The following is a 17365-nucleotide window of genomic DNA, read 5'->3' on the forward strand; positions in this document are numbered from 1 at the left end:
GTTCTTTTTTGTGTGCTCCCACCTTCATTATGCCCACCAGCGCTCTAAGCCCGGTGGAGCCCCCATGTTCTCCAGCGTTAGCCCTCTTCTGGAATGAGGCTCCGAGAATAACTCCAGATGTGCCTGTAGACGTCGATGCCACTCGGCTTCTGGGCAAACTATCAACGCCATGTGCTGCACGATACTCAATAGCAGGAAGGGGCGGGCGAGGCGCTTTGCGTCCCTGAACTCATCGCACCACGGTACTTCACCTTGCTCGGGTAGCCTTGGCTGGTCAAGGACATTGCAGTTCCAGAGCCGGCTGTTGTGCGCGCAGACGTGACGCAGGTATTCAGCGAGCGAAGTCATCTCTGTAACACCTTCCAGTCCTGAGTGCCGTATTTCTGAGCGATCCCCACCTGGTCCGGCACCTTCATCATGACGAAGAGCTGCGAGAGAGTGCTTAAGTCCGAGGTCTCGACGGCGACCCAGATTGGCAGCCGCGGCCCGTGTTTTTGCCGATAGTGCTTGATCCAGAGGCGTTCACGAATGGTGCGGAAATTTCCGGCGTGGAGTTGGGTGCTATAGAGGTAAGGGCGCAGCTAGGCGCGCTGGGGTACAGAGGCAGCGTATCGTTCAAGCGACGCAGAGTGTCGCATTGAACTGACGACCTATACCCGCAGGTGCACCAATTCATCTATCATTAGGTTTCATGAAATTACACATATTCGGGTTTACGGTTGTTGACCGACTTAACAGGACGTTGGGTCGTATGGTCCTTGGACGGAGCTTGCTCTGCTGCAGCGCCGTGCGGTAGCCGTGTATATCAATTTTATAGTGTCATGAAGAAGTTAAATATCCTCTATAGACCTATTATTAAAAAAGTACCTATATAGCGCCAGCTCACTCGTATGTTTATATGTGGAATGCATGCTTTATATTTACTTATGGTATATTTCAAAAATCACATAAAATATTTGATTGTTGTATTGTGGCATGTATGGCAGCTGCAAAGGATAGCTGTAATTTTAATAAAGATCAGGTTGCTGGATTGATGAAAAGTATGAAACAAGAAACAAAAACTGAATTTGTGAATAGGTTTATGGATGTGCCTTTTAAATCCATTCAAGGTAAGTATTCTTTTTGTAATGAAACAGACAGAAAAGTACTGTTTAGCTTGGATGTCGGAGGCAATGAGGATAATGACGTTATCTTAAGCTCTGACTGGAGTCGAAATGGCTATGCGCATTCAATCAAACATATCGATAAAATCATGAAACAAGGGTATGACCTTTTTGTTTTCAAGGTGAGAACCCAGGATAAGAATGGTAAAACAATACCTGTTGGGTTCGATAAAGTAGCAGAAAAAAGGAATCTGGTTCTTGATGATGACGGGATATACCGCGCGACGCCTCTTGACTATACATTTTTTGACGACAGCATCGAAGCGAAAATACGTAATAACGCCAATCTGACCGAGACTGAAAAGTATCAGCTTGTAATGGCACGCCGTGGACAAGGTCGTTTCCGGCGGGCTGTGGCCAACATTGAACCACGATGTCGCATTACCGGTCTCGCTGACATGCAGCATCTTAGAGCCAGCCATATCAAGCCTTGGCGCGTGGCAACAAACTCTGAACGATTGGATGGACACAATGGTCTGATGCTAACGCCACACATCGATCATCTCTTCGATCAAGGTTATATCTCCTTTACTGATGAGGGTGAAGTGCTCTTGTCGGGCAGACTTGACCAAGAAGCTGCCCAAGTATTTGGAATATATAATGGACTATTTTCTGGTAGCTTTACGGATAAGCAGAAAGGTTACCTTTCATATCATAGAGCTAATATACTGAAGTCCGTATAGATCAGAGAGATACATTTTCCGGTCCTCTGTGTGAATATGAGATTTCCTGGTGCTGGCTCGCCATGCTAGGCATGCCTGGTACGGTCGTCTGGAACCTCGGCGACTGGATCTCGGCAAGGGCAAGCGGCAGCTCTGCCAGGGCGGCAAGCTGGACAGGGCATATCACGTGACGGTGCCGGAGGCGTTCTTGCATGTCGATCGCCGTGCGCGACATGTCTAAGATGCCTTTTGGCAAATACCATTGATACATCGGCGGTAGAGCAGACTTGCCGATTCCTTCCAATGGCGATTATGTCCTCGCATCTTAAGTCACATTCTTCTAATGTATTTGAAACGCAAATTTGGAGCACATAATTTCGCCACGCACAGGGGATGACATGGCGAACAGCAGGGAGGCTCTGTTCCAGTGGAACATCACCAAGGCCATGTCTGCCGTCGGCTGGGAGTACGTTTGCTGGCTGGAATCGCTCCCCTTTCGCCTCATCAAGCGTGAGGAAGAATGCTTGCGCCTGGATGTGGCTGGGGAGGGCTAAGGCCTTACCCCGGTCAGCGAAGTGGGCTCAGGCAAGCCCCACGATCCTGAGAAACAGCGCCTGGCCGAGATTATCGACCGGCTCAACGACCTCTACGGCGCCGAGGTCAGCGACGACGACAAGCTGCACTTCGCCATCGGCATCGCCGACCGTATCGAACGCGACGAAGCGGTGATGGCCCAGGTGCGCAACCACAGCGAAGATCAGGTGATGCACGGCCTCTTCCCCAGGAAGGTCACCAACGCCGTGCTCGACGCCCTCAGCGACCACGAGAAACTCAGCATGCCGTTGCTGGAGGATGAGGAAACGGGGAGGCAATTTGCGCTATTGATCCTGAAACTGCTGGCGGGGAGGTCGAACCGTGACTTGCGTGCTGAATAGCGGTTTAGGGGAGGGGCTAACGTGACTGATAACAACCTGCAGCCACTATGCAGGCAAAGGCAACAGGCATGGGGATATGCAGCATGCACGATAATCCGTGGTATGCTGCTAAGCTATACTTAATTTCCATATATTTCAGTGCCTTATGGGCTCTGCATGTGAGTGGTATAACATTCTTGAACGCGCGCGCTCGTTCAGTCACTAAACGAGCGCACTGTCTAATACCTGTTAAGCAAAAGAATACAGGAACCAATATGCTTAAAAAAGAATTTCCTCTTTTCTTGTTTCTAGGAACGGCAGATCATGAAGGAATAACTAGCAAACTTAAAGCAACTAACACTCAATTTAAGAAGAAATTGTTGGATTCAAGCGTCGAGAACTGGCGCACAATATTTGATTACTTTAAAGAATACGAAGTAACAGGAGCTATTGTTAAGCTAACTCCGCATACCTATGGAGCTATTGCATCAGATAAGTATAAAGATTTAGCAGAGAGATTGTTTTCCGAGGTATCAAAGGTTCCCAATATTGTTTTTGTTTATGAGTCATTGCTATCTGGCTCGAGTGAAGAGGCTATAAAGGAAGGCGAGGAGGAGCAAGATCCTTTTTTCGGATATTATTTTGGTCAACCTAGAGCAAGCGCGTTAACTATTGTGAATTCCATGATGGAAAAGCATGGCCTCAACGTCATGCCATATAAAAAGAATGCTGAACTTACCGTTCTAGCTACCTCTTTTCTAGAACAAAATGAAAGTAACTTGCTCTTTAGGCTTTACGTGCCCTCTGAGAGAATGTGGGCTCTGGAAGCCGATAAGCTCCTGCAGCTATTTAGAGACTATTTGTCCAAGGTAAGTGGTGTAAATTCTAGGCTAGATCAATACCGTACTAATCAAGGGGTTATCTACGAGTTTTTTGGCGAAAGTGAGGATGATAATAGAAAATTATCTGATGAATTTGATGAGTTTTCGAAGTTTATGGATGTGTGCGCATCTGATCCTGCTAGAGCAGAAATCTTGCTTAAGGATAAAAGCGTTGCTACCGGATTGATAACAAATATTGTTGACCGATACTCGAAGGAAGCTCGGAGGCTCCATGTCGACCTCAGACAGGAGAGGGAAAGAAAGGTCTTATCAATTCGTCACCGACTTGAATCCGAGCTCACCGATATGCTTCCAGGGGATACGGGTTGGGAAACAATTACTGCCATTGTTGACGATGCTATTCCCCAAGCCGGCCCTCTCAGTAACGCACTGCAGGTTGATCAGGCCCCTTTACATATCTCAGATCCTGGAAATATTACAGTAAATCTCAAACCGCAAATAATCCAGACTGTAAATGGTGTCGTTTCTCAGGAAATATACGGAGACCAGCACATAGGTCCCGAAGCGAAAGAAATACTAGATCTAATCCAAAAGTATGCAGGTGAAAGATCAACGGAGCTTTCTTCTGCTGTACATGAGGTGGTAGACCCTGATGCACCAAAGGCAGATCGTTTGTCAGCTAAACAGAAAATAAAGGGGTTTCTCTATCAAGTGGGCAGGAAAGGTAGCGACGTTGCCATAGATCTTCTTCAAAAATATATTGAGAGCCAGGTCGGACTCTGAATGCTTAACAATGTGGTCAACGGGACGCCAACTACGCTGCGCTCCGTTGCCGCCCATTACCACCGGCGTTATACACTAAACCTAATATGAGGCAAGAATCGAAACATGTCTGAACCAAAGTTATTCATTTCCTACTGTTGGTCGAGTCCTGAGCATGAAGACTGGGTACTCAGGCTTGGTACTGAGCTCCGAGAAAGTGGAGTGGATGTAATATTAGATAAGTGGGATCTGAAAGAAGGTAACGATGCAAACGCGTTCATGGAGAAAATGGTTTCAGATGAAGAGATAAAAAAGGTTATCTTGGTAATAGATGAACAATACAGCGATAGAGCTAACGCGAGAAAAGGTGGTGTAGGAACAGAGACGCAGATTATCTCTGCTGAGGTTTACGAGAGCGTTGATCAGAATAAGTTTGTTGCCGTAATAGCGAGTAGAAATTCTGACGGGAAGGCAAAACTTCCGGTTTTTTACAAGTCTCGAATATATATTGACCTATCGGATCATGAACTCTACGGGAAAAACTTCGAACAATTATTGAGATGGGTTTACGACAAGCCGCTAAATGTTAAACCTGAAATAGGAAAAAAGCCTGCATTCTTAGATGAGGAGGAGCAAGCCTCATTAGGGACATCGGTTGCTTTTCGAAGATTGTTGGAAGCGATAAAAAACAACCGCTCACATGCTCATGGAGCACTGGTTGAGTATCTGAATTTATATTCAGATAACTTTTCACGGTTTAGGCTGGAGCCGAGCAACGGAGCTAATGATTTCGATCAAAAAATCGTAGATAGTATTGAGCAGTTCATACCTGCAAGAAATGAGCTAGTAGAGGTATTTGGTGTTATTGCCCAATATGATCAAACGACCACTTCATCCCCTGTAATTCATAAATTCTTTGAGTCGCTGATTCCGTTCTTAGATAGGCCAGAGGGAGTAACCTCCTATCATAAGTGGGACTGGGACAATCTTAAGTTTATTATTCAAGAGTCCTTCATTCTATGCGTTTCTATTTTTCTGAAACACGAAAGATTTGATATCGCTAGTTACCTACTGACTCAGCGATATTATATTGAAAATGATACTCGTTATGGGCGTAGCACCATGGCATCTTTCGGTGTGTTTCGAAACTATCTTGAATCTCTTAACCATCGAAATAGCCGGCTCAAACTTCAAAGATTGTCGGTTCACGCAGATATGATGAAGGAGAGGTGCACAGATTCAGGAGTTTCATTCAATTACATAATGCAAACCGATTTCGTTTTATATCTTGTGGAGGCATTACAAGGAATTAAGGACGCCCGAAGGCAAGAATGGTGGCCTGAAACCCTTGTTTTTAAATCATTTCATGGTGGCACATTTGAGATTTTCCTTAGATCTGAATCGATTGACTACTTTAGTCGCCTAGCTCCAACTTTGGGTATAAGTAAGAAATCAGATCTGGAACCATTTGTTGAAGGCATAAAGGATGATTCTATATACATTCCAAAGTGGCAGTTTGAAAGAATATCTCCGTTAGAGTTAATGAACTATGAGAACCTGTGCACACGTGCATAACAATGTGCTGCTAGGGACAAACCTACGCTGCGCTCCGGTTTGCCCCAGAGCACAGCGTTATATCAGGGAGGACTTAATAGCCGCTCCTGGCCGTAAACGGTCAGCATGCCTTTGAGGCGAGCAGTTTTTCGCTCCCCCTGAGGCATGCTATTCGAGGGAAAGGGACCTAAAACGGTACACCGCCGGTACACACACCAGCTTCGTATGTTATCCTCAACTTTCGCTAAGCTACTGATTCCAAAGAACTGTACCTTTCGCTCGATTACGGTCGCTTTTCCTTGAATATCAGTAACATATTGATTTAAAGGCGAACTCATAATCCCCTGGTCTGATCCTGAAGGTTTCAGCCGACCAGTATCCTCCAGTCTTATTTTTCACCTCCAGCCAAGCCCCCGTACCTCCCCTTGAAATACAACAATGGCCGCGCCGTCTCAGCAACATCCAGATTCAGTCCTTTCACTTCCCCGATCACGATCAGGTGATCACCAGCGGGGTGCTCAGCGTGAATCTTGCAGTCGAGCCAGTGCAGGCTGTCATTGATCACCGGGTTGCCGAGGGGGGAGAGCTGCCAGTCGATGCCTTGCCATTTGTCCGCGCCGCGCATGGCGAACTGGTTGGAGACATGGCTTTGCTCGCTGGAGAGGATATTGACGGCGAAGCGCTCTGCCTGGCGAATCTTCGGGTAGCTGAACGAGCTTGCCTTGACGCTGAAGGAGATCAGCGGCGGGTTCATCGAGACGCTGTAGAACGATTGGCAGGTGAAGCCGATTGGCTCGTCGTCGACCTGGGTCGTGATAATGGTGATGCCGGAGGCGAAGTGGCCGAGGGCTTCACGGAAACTGGCGGGGTCGATGGTGGTGTCAGCTTTGGTGTAAGTATCGGAGAGCGACATGGCAAATCCTGGGAGATTGGGGAGGTGGTAATGATCAGCCGTGGGGGAAGGGCTGCAGCGATAGCGCTGGACTGGGCGCTTGAGTGACAGGGGTGAGAGTGATGAAAAAATGGCCGTCGTGAATCCTTCACGATGGCCATTTTTGTTTACGGCGGTGTCAGACCCTGCTGCTTTCACTCTCGAGCACTATCGTCGGGCCGACTCGGTTCAGAACTAGCCTGGCGCTGTCTGTCAGTGCTGTGCCTTGGTGCACCTTGGCCAGCTCAGTGTTTCGCCAAGCGATCAGCGCTGTGCTTCGAGTTCCTTGCGCACGATAGCGGCGCCGGCGCTGAGTGCCTGCAGCTTGCCGCGGGCGACTTCACGGGAGAGCGGGGCCATGCCGCAGTTGGTGCAGGGATAGAGCTTGTCGGCATCTACAAACTGCAGCGCCTTGCGCAGGGTCTCGGCGACTTCTTCCGGCGTCTCGATGGTGTTGTTGGCGACATCGATGGCGCCGACCATGACCTTCTTGCCACGGATCAGCTCGATCAGCTCCATTGGCACGTGGGAGTTGTGGCACTCCAGCGAGACGATATCGATGTTGGATTGCTGAAGCTTGGGGAAGGCTTCTTCGTACTGACGCCACTCGGAGCCCAGGGTGTTCTTCCAGTCGGTGTTGGCCTTGATGCCGTAGCCGTAACAGATGTGGATGGCGGTCTCACACTTGAGGCCTTCGATCGCACGCTCCAGCGTGGCGATGCCCCATTCATTCACTTCATCGAAGAACACGTTGAAGGCCGGTTCATCGAACTGGATGATGTCGACGCCCGCCGCTTCGAGTTCCTTGGCTTCCTCGTTGAGGATCTTGGCGAATTCCCATGCCAGCTTCTCGCGGCTCTTGTAATGGCCATCGAAGAGGGTGTCGACCATGGTCATCGGGCCAGGCAGCGCCCACTTGATCGGTTGATCGGTCTGCGAACGCAGGAACTTGGCATCTTCGACGAACACCGGCTTCTGGCGAGAGACCGGGCCGACCACGGACGGCACGCTGGCCTCGTAGCGATCCCGGATCTTGACGGTTTCACGCTTCTCGAAATCCACACCATTCAGGTGCTCGATGAAGGTGGTGACGAAGTGCTGACGCGATTGCTCGCCATCGCTGACGATGTCGATCCCGGCGTGCTGCTGCTCCTGCAGGGAGACGCGCAGGGCGTCCTGCTTGCCCGCGACCAGTGCCTCACCTTCGAGTTTCCAGGGGGACCACAGGACCTCCGGTTCGGCGAGCCAGGACGGTTTCGGCAGGCTGCCAGCGGTGGAGGTCGGGAGTAATCTCGTCATGATGAATAACCTTGTCCTTGGAATGGTTCAGATAGCGAAAGTCGTTCGTCGATCAGCGCGCGCTGTTTGCGGATCAGTGAGCTGACCGATGAGGGATTTATTGGTTGGCGGACCAGTTGGCGGACCACTGCTCGAGCAGGCTCTGGTAGGGCTTGATGAAGCTCTCTTCCACGAACTTGCCCTGCTCGATGGCGAGCTGGCTGCGCTCTTCGCGGTCGTACACGATGCGCGTCAGTGAGTGGTCCTGCTGCTTCAGGCTCGCCTGATAGGATTTGCCGGCCACGGAATTGGCGTTGTAGACCTCGGGACGATAGATCTTCTGGAAGGTGTCCATGGTGCTGATGGTGCTGATCAGCTCCAGGTTGCTGTAATCGTTGAGCAGGTCGCCGGTGTGGTAGAAGGCCAGCGGCGCAACGCTGCCCGGCGGCATGAAGTAGCGCACCTTCAGGCCCATCTTGTTGAAGTACTCATCGGTCAGGGAATAATCATCCTGGCGATATTCCACCCCGAGGATCGGGTGCACGTTCTCGGTCTGCTGATAGGTCTTGGTGGTCGAGACGCTGATGCAGATGACCGGCGGCTTCTTGAAGCATTCCTTGTAGGTGGGGGAACCCACGAAGGCCTGGAACAGGTTGCCGTGCAGTACGCCGAACTGCTCCGGCACGCTGAAGGAGTCCTTGCCCTTGTTGTGCTCCAGCAGGCGCACGCTGAAGTCATAATCGCGTACGTAGGACGAGAAGTTGTTGCCGGTCACGCCGTCAATGCGCTGATTCGTCTGGTGATCGACGATGGTGGTCTGCAGGATCTCGATGATCGGCAGGGCATTGTCGGAACGCGCGGCATCGAGATTCAGCTCGACGGAGATGATGTCCAGCTCGACGGAGTAACGATCGCCCTTGGGGTTGTCCCAGTTGGCCAGCGCATTGAATCGGTTGTTGATCATGTTCAGCGTGCTGCGCAGGTTCTGCTGACGGCTCTCACCACGCGCCAAGTTGGCGAAGTTGGTGGTCAGGCGGGTGTTTTCCGCCGGAACGTAGTTCTCGTCGAAGCGCAGACTGTTGATGCTGAAACCGAATTCGTTGCTCATGGCGTTCACCCTGATCCTGAGAGAGAAAATTCACTGTGTCGTCGACATCTTCCCGTGATCTTTCAGGCGTCTCGTGAGCAGGTTGCTCTCTGTGAGAACGCATCCATGCCGGGAGAGGCACGCTGCTCGCCATCACGTTCCGTGTGCTGGCTGTGAAGTGCAGCGTCATGGGAAGTCTTCATCAACGATCTGATGCAGGTGAGTATCTAGCTCCTAGCTCCATGAGACAAACTGGATTTTTTAATTTTCAAGTTGAGCGCTATTCATGATGAGGGCGGGCGTTATGTCTGGCGCTGCGAAAGCCGGCGAATCGAGCGGGGAGAGGCGGGCTCAGCAAACGCGCAACGTGAGCCGCAGATATTGTACACCGGAGCGATTGGGTCGTACGCCCTGCAAAGATCCTGTGCGGCGAAGAAGTTTAAGCTGCGAACTGAACTATTGTATTAGTACTTCAAGCTAACTTTTATGACAAAAAAGTGGAATGAGTGCCTGTATTATGAAAATATGCCTCAAGAATTATCGCTCTCGGTCGATCTGCATAGGCAAATATTCGAGGCTGACGGATAGCTGACATATTTGATGTGATCCACTTGCTGTATCGACTATGGTCTATACAACCAAGATAGTGTTGCAATCTAGATATTAATTTTATTTCTGATCAATAAGGATGTTGTTATGCCACTTCCCTTAATCCTTGCTGGAGCAGCCCTAGTTGGCGCCGCCTACGGTGCGAAGAAAGGCTACGACGGTTATCAGAGCCATTCGGAAGCCGATGAAATCGTTGAGATTGCCCAGCAGCGCTATGACGAAGCACGAGAAGTATTTAATAAACAGGAGAAGAAGACAACGAGGGCACTCACAGCTTTGGGGGAAAAAGAGCTGGAGATTGGCAAGCGCTTGGGTGAGTTCAAGGTTTTGGCTGACAATCTTCAGCAACAGTTGAATGAGGGTAGAAAGAATAAACTGGAAGTTAATATTCCCAAGCATAAGCTCCAGGAAATTGAGGAGTATAGCTACACAGCCGTTGGCGTGCTGGGAACGATCGCAGGAGCTGGCACCGCCGGTGCTGCTGCCGGATTTGCAGTCTACGGTGGCGTTATGGCTTTTGGAGCAGCGTCAACGGGCACTGCTATATCATCTCTGGCAGGGGTTGCCGCTACCAACGCCACCTTGGCGGCCCTTGGTGGTGGCTCTTTGGCAACGGGTGGCTTGGGCATGGCTGGTGGAACGGCAATTCTTGGTGCCGCAGTAGCTGGCCCTGTATTGGCGATTGCAGGCTGGGCTTATAATAGCCATGGTAAAGAAGCGCTCAGGAATGCCCGCAAGGCCGATGAGGAAGCCAATGAATCCATCGATAAGCTGGAACGTGCTATTGAGCATCTTAGTCAGACCACTGATTATGTGCGTAAGATAAAAAGTACACTCACATCGCTTGATAAGCAGTTTGTTTTTTATTTTGATAAGCTTAAAGAAATTGACGATCGTCTTCAGTATATTAAAAGCCATGACCTCGACGTGGAAAAAGAAATAAGTAAAATGAATGAAGAGATCATGCGTACTATCGAAAATGGATATGCATTAGCAGCTATTATGGTTAATCTGATCACTACTCCGATATTTAAGGTTAAAGCTGTACATAGCGGAGTACTTTTGGATGAGAAAGGTGTGCCTGTTATGGAGACAGATACAGAGGGCTCTATGATACTTAATCATAGTGAATTGGATAATCAACTTGAAGAAGCGGTATCCAGTGCGAAAGGTATCAAGGAAGCTTGATGTACCTGGTAGGGAGTGAAAGCTCCCTACTATCACCTTTTCATTTTGTGAGTCTCCCTATGCACACTCCAGCGCAGGATTTCAATTGGGTCACAGAACTCGAAAAAACCGTCGTTAATAGTTTGGTAACTAGTTTCGGTTTGGACTTTCTTCTGTTTGAGGATAAGATAGGTGGAAATGTTGACACCATTCATAACGCTCGCCAAGGGGTTTGGGCTACGGAGGGCGAGAAGAAACGTTACGAGCAGCGAGATAAATACGACTCACACCCTTATCATACGCACGAAAATTATATAAATACCGGTAAGCAAGATAAGCCGATCCATCGAGACGGCGGTCTGCACGATCCCTACCGAAACACTGTAATGGGAGTGCACGATGAACGCCATCTTGACCATGTGATTAGTGCCAAGGAAATCCATAATGATGCTGGGCGTGTCCTTGCTGAGCTCGATGGCGTGGAGCTAGCGAATCAAGATAGGAACCTTCAATCTACTCAAGGAACCATTAACAGATCAAAGAATGCTACATCAATCGACGCCTATCTAGATAAGCTGCCAGGAACAATCAGTACCCACGAATCTACCTTAGCCAAGGACCGCCAGAAGCTTGAAAACCATCCGCGTGACACACCACGGCAGCAGCATGAGGCGCGTACGCTGGAAGATAAAATTCGGAAAACCGAGGATAAAATCAAGCAGCTTAAATCTGTCGATCCCGAGAGTATGCGGGAACGAGATGCCGAAGCTCGAAAATCCTACGAACAGCAGATCAAGCGCTCTTATTACACTAGTAGCAAGTTCGTAAAGCAAACTGCTAAGGCATCGGGTATGGCGGGGGTGAAGATGGGCACCCGCCAAATGCTGGGGCTGATCATGGCTGAGGTTTGGTTCGAACTACGTGAGCAAATTCCTGTCTTGGTAGAAAAAAATAAAGAAAACTTCGATTTTTCATTATTCATCGATAGTATCAACAAGACGCTGAAAGGTATCTGGATACGAGTAAAGGCACGCTTCAAGGATTTCCTTACGGCTTTCAAGGATGGCGTCTTCGGTGGCGTATTTGCTAGCCTTACAACCACGCTCTTCAATGTGTTTGCTACAACGCAGAAAATGGCAGTAAAAATTATCCGAGAGGTCTGGTCTCCGTTGGTAAAGGCCATAAAGTTGCTGATTTTTAACCCCGACCAGTTAGGCTTTGTTGATTTGTGCAAGGCTGTCGTCTCCGTTCTGTCCATTGGGGCTGCTACGGTGGTGGGGTCTGTGGTCTATACACAACTATTTCCGATATGCAATTTTCCGCTGGGTGCCGAGTTGGCGGCTTTCTGTAGTGCGCTAGTAACTGGCGTCGTCACTTTAGGGCTGAGCTACTTCTTGTTTCATAGCGGCATAGCAAAAAAAATCTGGGCGTTTGTTGAGTCGATCATGCCGCATGCCGACATGATCGCGAAATTCCAGTCCATCAACGCTGAGCTGGATCAGTATCTTATAGAGCTGAGCAAGTTTGAGTTTAATCTTGATGTAGAAGAGCTGGAAGACTTCTCGCTACAGTTAGTAGCTTGTAACAATGAAATTCAGAGGGGGGCGCTTTTACAAGACGAAGTTGATAAGAGAGGTATAGGATTACCCTACGAGGTGGGGAACTCTGAGAGCACGCGGAAATGGTTGGCATCATGCATCAAGGGATAAGCACGTTTCCATGCACCCAATGTGGCCTTTGTTGTCAGCGTGTTAATTTGGCGAACGAGACTAAGCCTCTTGATCGGGGAGATGGTACTTGCAAGCATTACAGTGATGCTGATAAGAGGTGTAACATTTACGCCGATCGACCTGATATTTGCCGGGTCGATCGGCAGTATGAGTTGCATTATGCTGATCAATATAGTTGGAATGAGTTTGTAGATATTAACTTGGAAATATGTAGTATCTTATGGGAAGTATCTGAAAAAAGTTAATCATTAAGTTGGTGCTGTCTAAGGGGAGAGCACCGGCGTATGCCGTGGTTTTCGTTCAGATGTATTCCCTTTCAGCAAAGATTTGGCATCCCCGCGACCCACCATGATGTAATCAATGACTCGAAACTCTACTGACGGCTTTCACCACGTGCCAGGTTGGCGAAGTTGGTGGTCAGGCGGGTGTTTTCCGCCGGAACGTAGTTCTCGTCAAAACGCAGACTGTTGATGCTGAAACCGAATTCGTTGCTCATGGCGTTCACCCTGATCCTGAGAGAGAAAATTCACTGTGTCGTCGACATCTTCCCGTGATCTTTCAGGCGTCTCGTGAGCGGGGTGCTCTCTGTGAGAACGCATCCATGCCGGGAGAGGCACGCTGCTCGCCATCACGTTCCGTGTGCTGGCTGTGAAGTGCAGCGTCATGGGAAGTCTTCATCAACGATCTGATACAGGTGAGTATCTAGCGCCTGGCTCCATGAGACAAACTGGATTTTTTAATATTCAAGTTGAGCAAGATTCATGGTGAGGGCAGAGCCTGAGTTTTCACTGTGCCAGCGCCATCACTGATGTCATTGAGGTTGGTGCAGAGTTGGTGCAGAGAGAATAGGCAGATACCAGACACCACAACGCCGCCTTTCAGCATTGGGAGACGGTGTTGTGGTGTTTGGTCTGTTGCGCGGAGTATTCAGTCCAGCCGCACCCTGTACTGAGCGGCCAGCGATAGGGATCAGTAGAGGTGAACGGCCTCCAGGCGGGCACGCGACACACCTTGCTCATCGGTCAGCGTCAGTGTCTTGCCTTCAATCTGCCAGCCCGACACGTCATTGAGTGTCGCGAGGAAATCGCGTTCGAGCGTTGCGACTTCACCGGGGCACGCCATGCGGGTGGTGGCCAGACGGCCGAAGCTGAGTTCGCGATCGTCATGCTGATATTCCCCCATCAGGCGGTTGCAGCCAGTGGAACCTGCCACTCGCGAGCCTTGCGTTTGAGAGTCTGAGCTGTGCAGGACGATGTGGGCTTCACGCTTGCCATCCACCACGGGTGTCGGCTGCTCATCGAGTGCCACCAGCTTCCAGTAGGTATTTTCCAGCGGCTCGTCGACGGCTTGAGAGTCAGCGGAGGATTGAGTGCCTGCGCAGCCGCTCAAGGTGAATACTGCACTCATCACGGCGGCCCATGTCATCACTTGCGCTTGTTTCATGCGGGTGTCTCCCTCACTAATAGGTTGTCCATGTAAATCGTCTACGTCGATTTTGGGGCTGTGCTTTCAAAGGCCGTGCTTTGCGGGCTGTGCTCCGTGAGCATTGAAGGCTCTCGCAGAAAGTGGCGTCGCCTCTTGGTCACTGAAGCGTGGTCATCTGAAGCGTTGTAGGCTGAATCAGGAAGACGCGTTACGCATTCTGAAACAATCGCCAAGGAGTTGTCATGCCAGCCACCCGCACGCCCTCGTCCGCCAGGGAGCGGATACATCTGTGGTGGGATCTGTTCATCATCGTGCTCGTCATCGCCAATCTGGCATTGCTGCTGTTCGATAGCCTCTTCTTGATTCCCCCGCTGAACACGGCCTTCGAGGCTGTGACACCCGGGCTGCATGCGGCCTATGAGCAGAACATCCACGCCAATTTCCTCTCCATCGATCTGGCGTTCGTCGCCGTCTTCCTGCTCGATGTGCTGGCGGGGTGGGCAGTGGCCATCGCGGAGCGGCGCTACCACCGCTGGTTCTTCTATCCCTTTGTGCACTGGTATGACGTGCTGGGGTGTATCCCGCTGAGCGGCTTCCGCCTGTTGCGTGTGTTGCGTGTGGTCTCGTTGTTGTTCCGTCTGCAACGTCTGGAATTGATCGATGTGCGGCAATGGTATGTCTATCGTGTTGCCGCCAAGTATCTCGATATCCTGCTGGAAGAGCTGACGGATCGTATCTCCCTGCGCATGCTCGACAACGTGCAACAGCAGTTGCGCGACAGCGATGACCTCTCATCCTCGGTGATCGAGCGTGTCGTGGAACCGCGCAAGCAGGCCTTGATCCAGGAGATTAGCCAGCGCCTCGAGACCATGGCAGGGGACGTCTATACCCAGAATCGCGACGATACCCTGCGCTATGTGCGGGGCCTGGTCAGTCGCACTCTTGCCGAGAGCCCGGAGCTCCAGCGCGTCTCGCGCCTGCCGATGGGCACTCAGCTGACGAAAGGGCTCGAAAGTTCGCTGTCCGATCTGGCCTGTCACCTTGTCGATGAAGCGCTGGTCGGCCTGCGCTCCAAGGAGTTCTCGGCGCTGGTGGGGCATCTGGCAGAGAGTGGTTTCGATGCCTGGTCGCGCACTGACCCGAGGACGGAACAGATCACTGAGCAGGTGCTGATCGACATGCTGGAGCTACTCAAGGAGCGCATCGCCGTGAAGAGTTGGCATCAGAAATATCAGTGAAGACAGGTGTGCCTGCAGAAGGTATGTCGCAACTGACCAGCGTGCAGGGCAAGTCCCTACGCGGGGCAGCCCTTGAAAGTCGGCCACGCCCTCCCGACATCAGTCATTCGGCAATGGATTTGCAACACCCATAAGGACGTCTCGATGTCATATGCACCGCAACCCTCAAGCGACACTCACGATGTTGATCAGGCCAGGGCCTGGCTGGATACCTACCGGCGGGTGCGAGCCGCCACCGAGGCGATCTGTGCGCCGCTGCACAAGGAAGACTACATGGTGCAGAGCATGGCGGATGTCAGCCCACCCAAGTGGCACATCGCCCATGTCACCTGGTTCTTCGAAGCCTTCATCCTGAAACCGTTTCAATCTGGCTATCAGACGCTCGATCCCGCCTACGATCATCTCTTCAACTCCTACTACGAGACCCATGGCGTGCCGTTCCCGCGCGCCGAGCGTGGCGCAATCTCGCGCCCGACCGTCGACGATGTCTATCGTTATCGCGCACACGTCGATCGCGCCATGCAAGCCTTGCTCGAGAACCCACCCCAGGAACATCTGCCGGAGATTCTGCGCCGTCTGGAGCTGGGCCTACCGCATGAGCAGCAGCATCAGGAGCTGCTGTTGATGGACATCAAGCACATCCTGGCGCAGAACCCGCTGTGTCCGGCTTATCGGGAAGAGCTGGCGTCAGGCTTGGCACCGACGCCTGCGCGGGAGGTGCCGCCGCTGGGCTGGCTGGCCTATCCCGCCGGGATTCGCGAGATCGGCCATGATGCATCAAAAGGCGGCTTCGCCTACGACAACGAGATGGGTCGTCACCGTCAGTTCGTCGAGGCGTTCGAGATCGCTGACCGTCCAGTGACCAACGGCGAGTTTCTCGCCTTCATGGAGGCAGGTGGTTACGCCACTCCCGAGCACTGGCTGGCGGATGGCTGGGCGACGGTCAAGGCGGAAGGTTGGCGGGCACCGCTTTACTGGGTCGAGCGCGACGGCGTCTGGCATCACTACACCTTGGGCGGTCTGGTGCCGGTAGATCTGAATGCGCCGGTCTGCCACGTCAGCTTCTTCGAGGCCGACGCCTACGCCCAGTGGGCCGGCGCGCGTCTGCCGACTGAAGCCGAGTGGGAGACAGTCGCTCAGGATGTCCCCCTGACGGGTAACTTCGTCGATCAGGATCATCTGCAACCAGTCGCCGCCGCGAAAGCCGACGGCATGCCGGGTCAGATGTTCGGCGATGTCTGGGAGTGGACGGGCAGCGCCTATCGCCCCTATCCAGGCTTTCGCAAACTGCCAGGCAGCCTGGGCGAGTACAACGGCAAGTTCATGTCCGGTCAGATGGTGCTTCGTGGAGGCTGTTGTGCCACGCCCGCCGACCACATCCGCGCGACCTATCGCAACTTCTTCCCGCCCGAGGCGCGCTGGGCGTTCTCCGGCTTCCGTCTCGCCAGGGACGGTGGGGTCTGATGGGCTAACTCTTCCAGAACGCGCCTCCAGACACTTTCATATGCTGCTTTCATCTGCGGCTTTTGCCCGCCAACCCATAAAGGAGTGTTCATGGCCGACCACCCCGAACCGCGTATCACGCTGCACCCGCTATCCTCGCGGGTACGAATCCTGGTCGGTGAGACAGTGATCGCTGACACGGGCAACGCGCTGGAATTGCGCGAAAAGGGCTATCCGCCGAGGCTCTACCTGCCGCGCGCCGATGTGGCGATGGCGGAGCTCTCGGTTTCTCACACCGTCACCCATTGTCCCTTCAAGGGCGACAGTACCTATTACTCGCTGCCGGATCTTCCTGATATCGCCTGGAGTTACGATCACCCCATCGAAGAGGTGCAGGCGATCGCCGGGCGGCTGGCGTTCGATACCGACAAGGTCATGTTGGAGGTGGAGTGATTCAGACGAACGGCTCGCCGCCAACCTGATTCTCTCGTCGATGCACAACGCTCCGTCGTGCTCTGCTGCAGAGATAAACCGATAGAGAACAGTAGCTTGGCGTTCGC

14 protein-coding genes and 3 pseudogenes are annotated in these 17365 nt (G+C 51.7%); 11 read left to right on the top strand and 6 right to left on the bottom strand.

Annotation, left to right across the window (positions count from 1 at the left end):
• Window positions 1–344: 344 nt before the first annotated feature.
• Window positions 345–581, bottom strand: coding sequence for an Abi family protein (locus FLM52_06740; GenBank protein NVN55488.1), 237 nt, complete (start codon window positions 579–581; stop codon window positions 345–347).
• Window positions 582–898: 317 nt separating this feature from the next.
• Here FLM52_06740 and FLM52_06745 point away from each other — a divergent pair, with 317 nt between their 5' ends.
• The 5 genes and pseudogenes from FLM52_06745 (at window position 899) to FLM52_06765 (ending at window position 5918) form a co-directional block, all read left to right on the top strand.
• Window positions 899–1846 carry a hypothetical protein gene (locus FLM52_06745; GenBank protein ID NVN55489.1) on the top strand — a complete coding sequence of 316 codons (948 nt, stop codon included), beginning with the start codon at window positions 899–901 and terminating at the stop codon, window positions 1844–1846.
• A gap of 43 nt (window positions 1847–1889) precedes the next feature.
• Window positions 1890–2066, top strand: a pseudogene (locus tag FLM52_06750) (hypothetical protein).
• Window positions 2067–2319: 253 nt separating this feature from the next.
• Window positions 2320–2760, top strand: a pseudogene (locus tag FLM52_06755) (type I restriction endonuclease subunit R).
• 83 nt (window positions 2761–2843) lie between these two features.
• Window positions 2844–4364 (top strand): hypothetical protein, encoded by a 1521-nt coding sequence (locus FLM52_06760; GenBank protein ID NVN55490.1) that lies wholly within the window; start codon window positions 2844–2846, stop codon window positions 4362–4364.
• A 105-nt stretch (window positions 4365–4469) separates the two neighbouring features.
• Complete coding sequence (locus tag FLM52_06765; protein NVN55491.1) at window positions 4470–5918, top strand: TIR domain-containing protein; 1449 nt, start codon at window positions 4470–4472, stop codon at window positions 5916–5918.
• 367 nt (window positions 5919–6285) lie between these two features.
• On the opposite strand, the gene FLM52_06770 is transcribed toward FLM52_06765, so the two are convergent.
• The 3 genes from FLM52_06770 to FLM52_06780 form a co-directional block, all read right to left on the bottom strand.
• Window positions 6286–6810: a flavin reductase family protein gene (locus FLM52_06770; protein NVN55492.1), complete on the bottom strand. Its 525-nt coding sequence runs from the start codon at window positions 6808–6810 to the stop codon at window positions 6286–6288.
• A 282-nt stretch (window positions 6811–7092) separates the two neighbouring features.
• The gene (locus FLM52_06775) at window positions 7093–8127 is read right to left on the bottom strand and encodes a methionine synthase (GenBank protein NVN55493.1); all 1035 of its coding nucleotides are present in this window, start codon (window positions 8125–8127) and stop codon (window positions 7093–7095) included.
• 97 nt (window positions 8128–8224) lie between these two features.
• Window positions 8225–9214: a DUF1852 domain-containing protein gene (locus FLM52_06780; protein NVN55494.1), complete on the bottom strand. Its 990-nt coding sequence runs from the start codon at window positions 9212–9214 to the stop codon at window positions 8225–8227.
• Between the two features lie 675 nt (window positions 9215–9889).
• Here FLM52_06780 and FLM52_06785 point away from each other — a divergent pair.
• From FLM52_06785 to FLM52_06795, 3 genes are read left to right on the top strand one after another with little or no spacing between them, the layout of a single operon-like run.
• A complete protein-coding gene (locus FLM52_06785) occupies window positions 9890–10990 on the top strand; it encodes a chemotaxis protein (GenBank protein NVN55495.1) in 1101 nt (366 codons plus the stop codon).
• A gap of 59 nt (window positions 10991–11049) precedes the next feature.
• Window positions 11050–12678 (top strand): hypothetical protein, encoded by a 1629-nt coding sequence (locus FLM52_06790; protein NVN55496.1) that lies wholly within the window; start codon window positions 11050–11052, stop codon window positions 12676–12678.
• Window positions 12663–12944 (top strand): YkgJ family cysteine cluster protein, encoded by a 282-nt coding sequence (locus FLM52_06795; protein ID NVN55497.1) that lies wholly within the window; start codon window positions 12663–12665, stop codon window positions 12942–12944. Before FLM52_06790 ends, FLM52_06795 begins: the two co-directional genes overlap by 16 nt.
• A 131-nt stretch (window positions 12945–13075) precedes the next feature.
• On the opposite strand, the pseudogene FLM52_06800 reads toward FLM52_06795, so the two are convergent.
• Window positions 13076–13195, bottom strand: a pseudogene (locus FLM52_06800) (DUF1852 domain-containing protein).
• 473 nt (window positions 13196–13668) lie between these two features.
• Entirely contained in the window at window positions 13669–14124 is a 456-nt protein-coding gene (locus tag FLM52_06805) for an META domain-containing protein (GenBank protein NVN55498.1), read from the bottom strand.
• 242 nt (window positions 14125–14366) lie between these two features.
• Between FLM52_06805 and FLM52_06810 the strand changes: the two genes are divergently transcribed.
• The 3 genes from FLM52_06810 to FLM52_06820 all read left to right on the top strand — a co-directional run bounded on the left by FLM52_06810 (window position 14367) and on the right by FLM52_06820 (window position 17258).
• The gene (locus FLM52_06810) at window positions 14367–15362 is read left to right on the top strand and encodes an ion transporter (protein ID NVN55499.1); all 996 of its coding nucleotides are present in this window, start codon (window positions 14367–14369) and stop codon (window positions 15360–15362) included.
• Between the two features lie 144 nt (window positions 15363–15506).
• The gene (locus tag FLM52_06815; protein NVN55500.1) at window positions 15507–16826 is read left to right on the top strand and encodes an ergothioneine biosynthesis protein EgtB; all 1320 of its coding nucleotides are present in this window, start codon (window positions 15507–15509) and stop codon (window positions 16824–16826) included.
• Window positions 16827–16916: 90 nt separating this feature from the next.
• Entirely contained in the window at window positions 16917–17258 is a 342-nt protein-coding gene (locus tag FLM52_06820) for a DUF427 domain-containing protein (GenBank protein ID NVN55501.1), read from the top strand.
• The last annotated feature ends 107 nt before the right edge of the window (window positions 17259–17365 follow it).

The sequence above is a fragment of the bacterium Scap17 genome (assembly GCA_013376735.1).
GTDB lineage: Bacteria > Pseudomonadota > Gammaproteobacteria > Pseudomonadales > Halomonadaceae > Cobetia.

What these genes read in the sequence shown, in the direction of transcription:
- FLM52_06760 (NVN55490.1), top strand. Translation starts at nt 2,844, where the DNA reads ATGCACGATAATCCGTGGTATGCTGCTAAGCTATACTTAATTTCCATA.
- FLM52_06790 (NVN55496.1), top strand. Translation starts at nt 11,050, where the DNA reads ATGCACACTCCAGCGCAGGATTTCAATTGGGTCACAGAACTCGAAAAA.
- FLM52_06775 (NVN55493.1), bottom strand. Translation starts at nt 8,127, where the DNA reads ATGACGAGATTACTCCCGACCTCCACCGCTGGCAGCCTGCCGAAACCG.
- FLM52_06765 (NVN55491.1), top strand. Translation starts at nt 4,470, where the DNA reads ATGTCTGAACCAAAGTTATTCATTTCCTACTGTTGGTCGAGTCCTGAG.
- FLM52_06805 (NVN55498.1), bottom strand. Translation starts at nt 14,124, where the DNA reads ATGACATGGGCCGCCGTGATGAGTGCAGTATTCACCTTGAGCGGCTGC.
- FLM52_06770 (NVN55492.1), bottom strand. Translation starts at nt 6,810, where the DNA reads ATGTCGCTCTCCGATACTTACACCAAAGCTGACACCACCATCGACCCC.
- FLM52_06795 (NVN55497.1), top strand. Translation starts at nt 12,663, where the DNA reads ATGCATCAAGGGATAAGCACGTTTCCATGCACCCAATGTGGCCTTTGT.
- FLM52_06780 (NVN55494.1), bottom strand. Translation starts at nt 9,214, where the DNA reads ATGAGCAACGAATTCGGTTTCAGCATCAACAGTCTGCGCTTCGACGAG.
- FLM52_06785 (NVN55495.1), top strand. Translation starts at nt 9,890, where the DNA reads ATGCCACTTCCCTTAATCCTTGCTGGAGCAGCCCTAGTTGGCGCCGCC.
- FLM52_06820 (NVN55501.1), top strand. Translation starts at nt 16,917, where the DNA reads ATGGCCGACCACCCCGAACCGCGTATCACGCTGCACCCGCTATCCTCG.
- FLM52_06815 (NVN55500.1), top strand. Translation starts at nt 15,507, where the DNA reads ATGTCATATGCACCGCAACCCTCAAGCGACACTCACGATGTTGATCAG.
- FLM52_06810 (NVN55499.1), top strand. Translation starts at nt 14,367, where the DNA reads ATGCCAGCCACCCGCACGCCCTCGTCCGCCAGGGAGCGGATACATCTG.
- FLM52_06745 (NVN55489.1), top strand. Translation starts at nt 899, where the DNA reads ATGTGGAATGCATGCTTTATATTTACTTATGGTATATTTCAAAAATCA.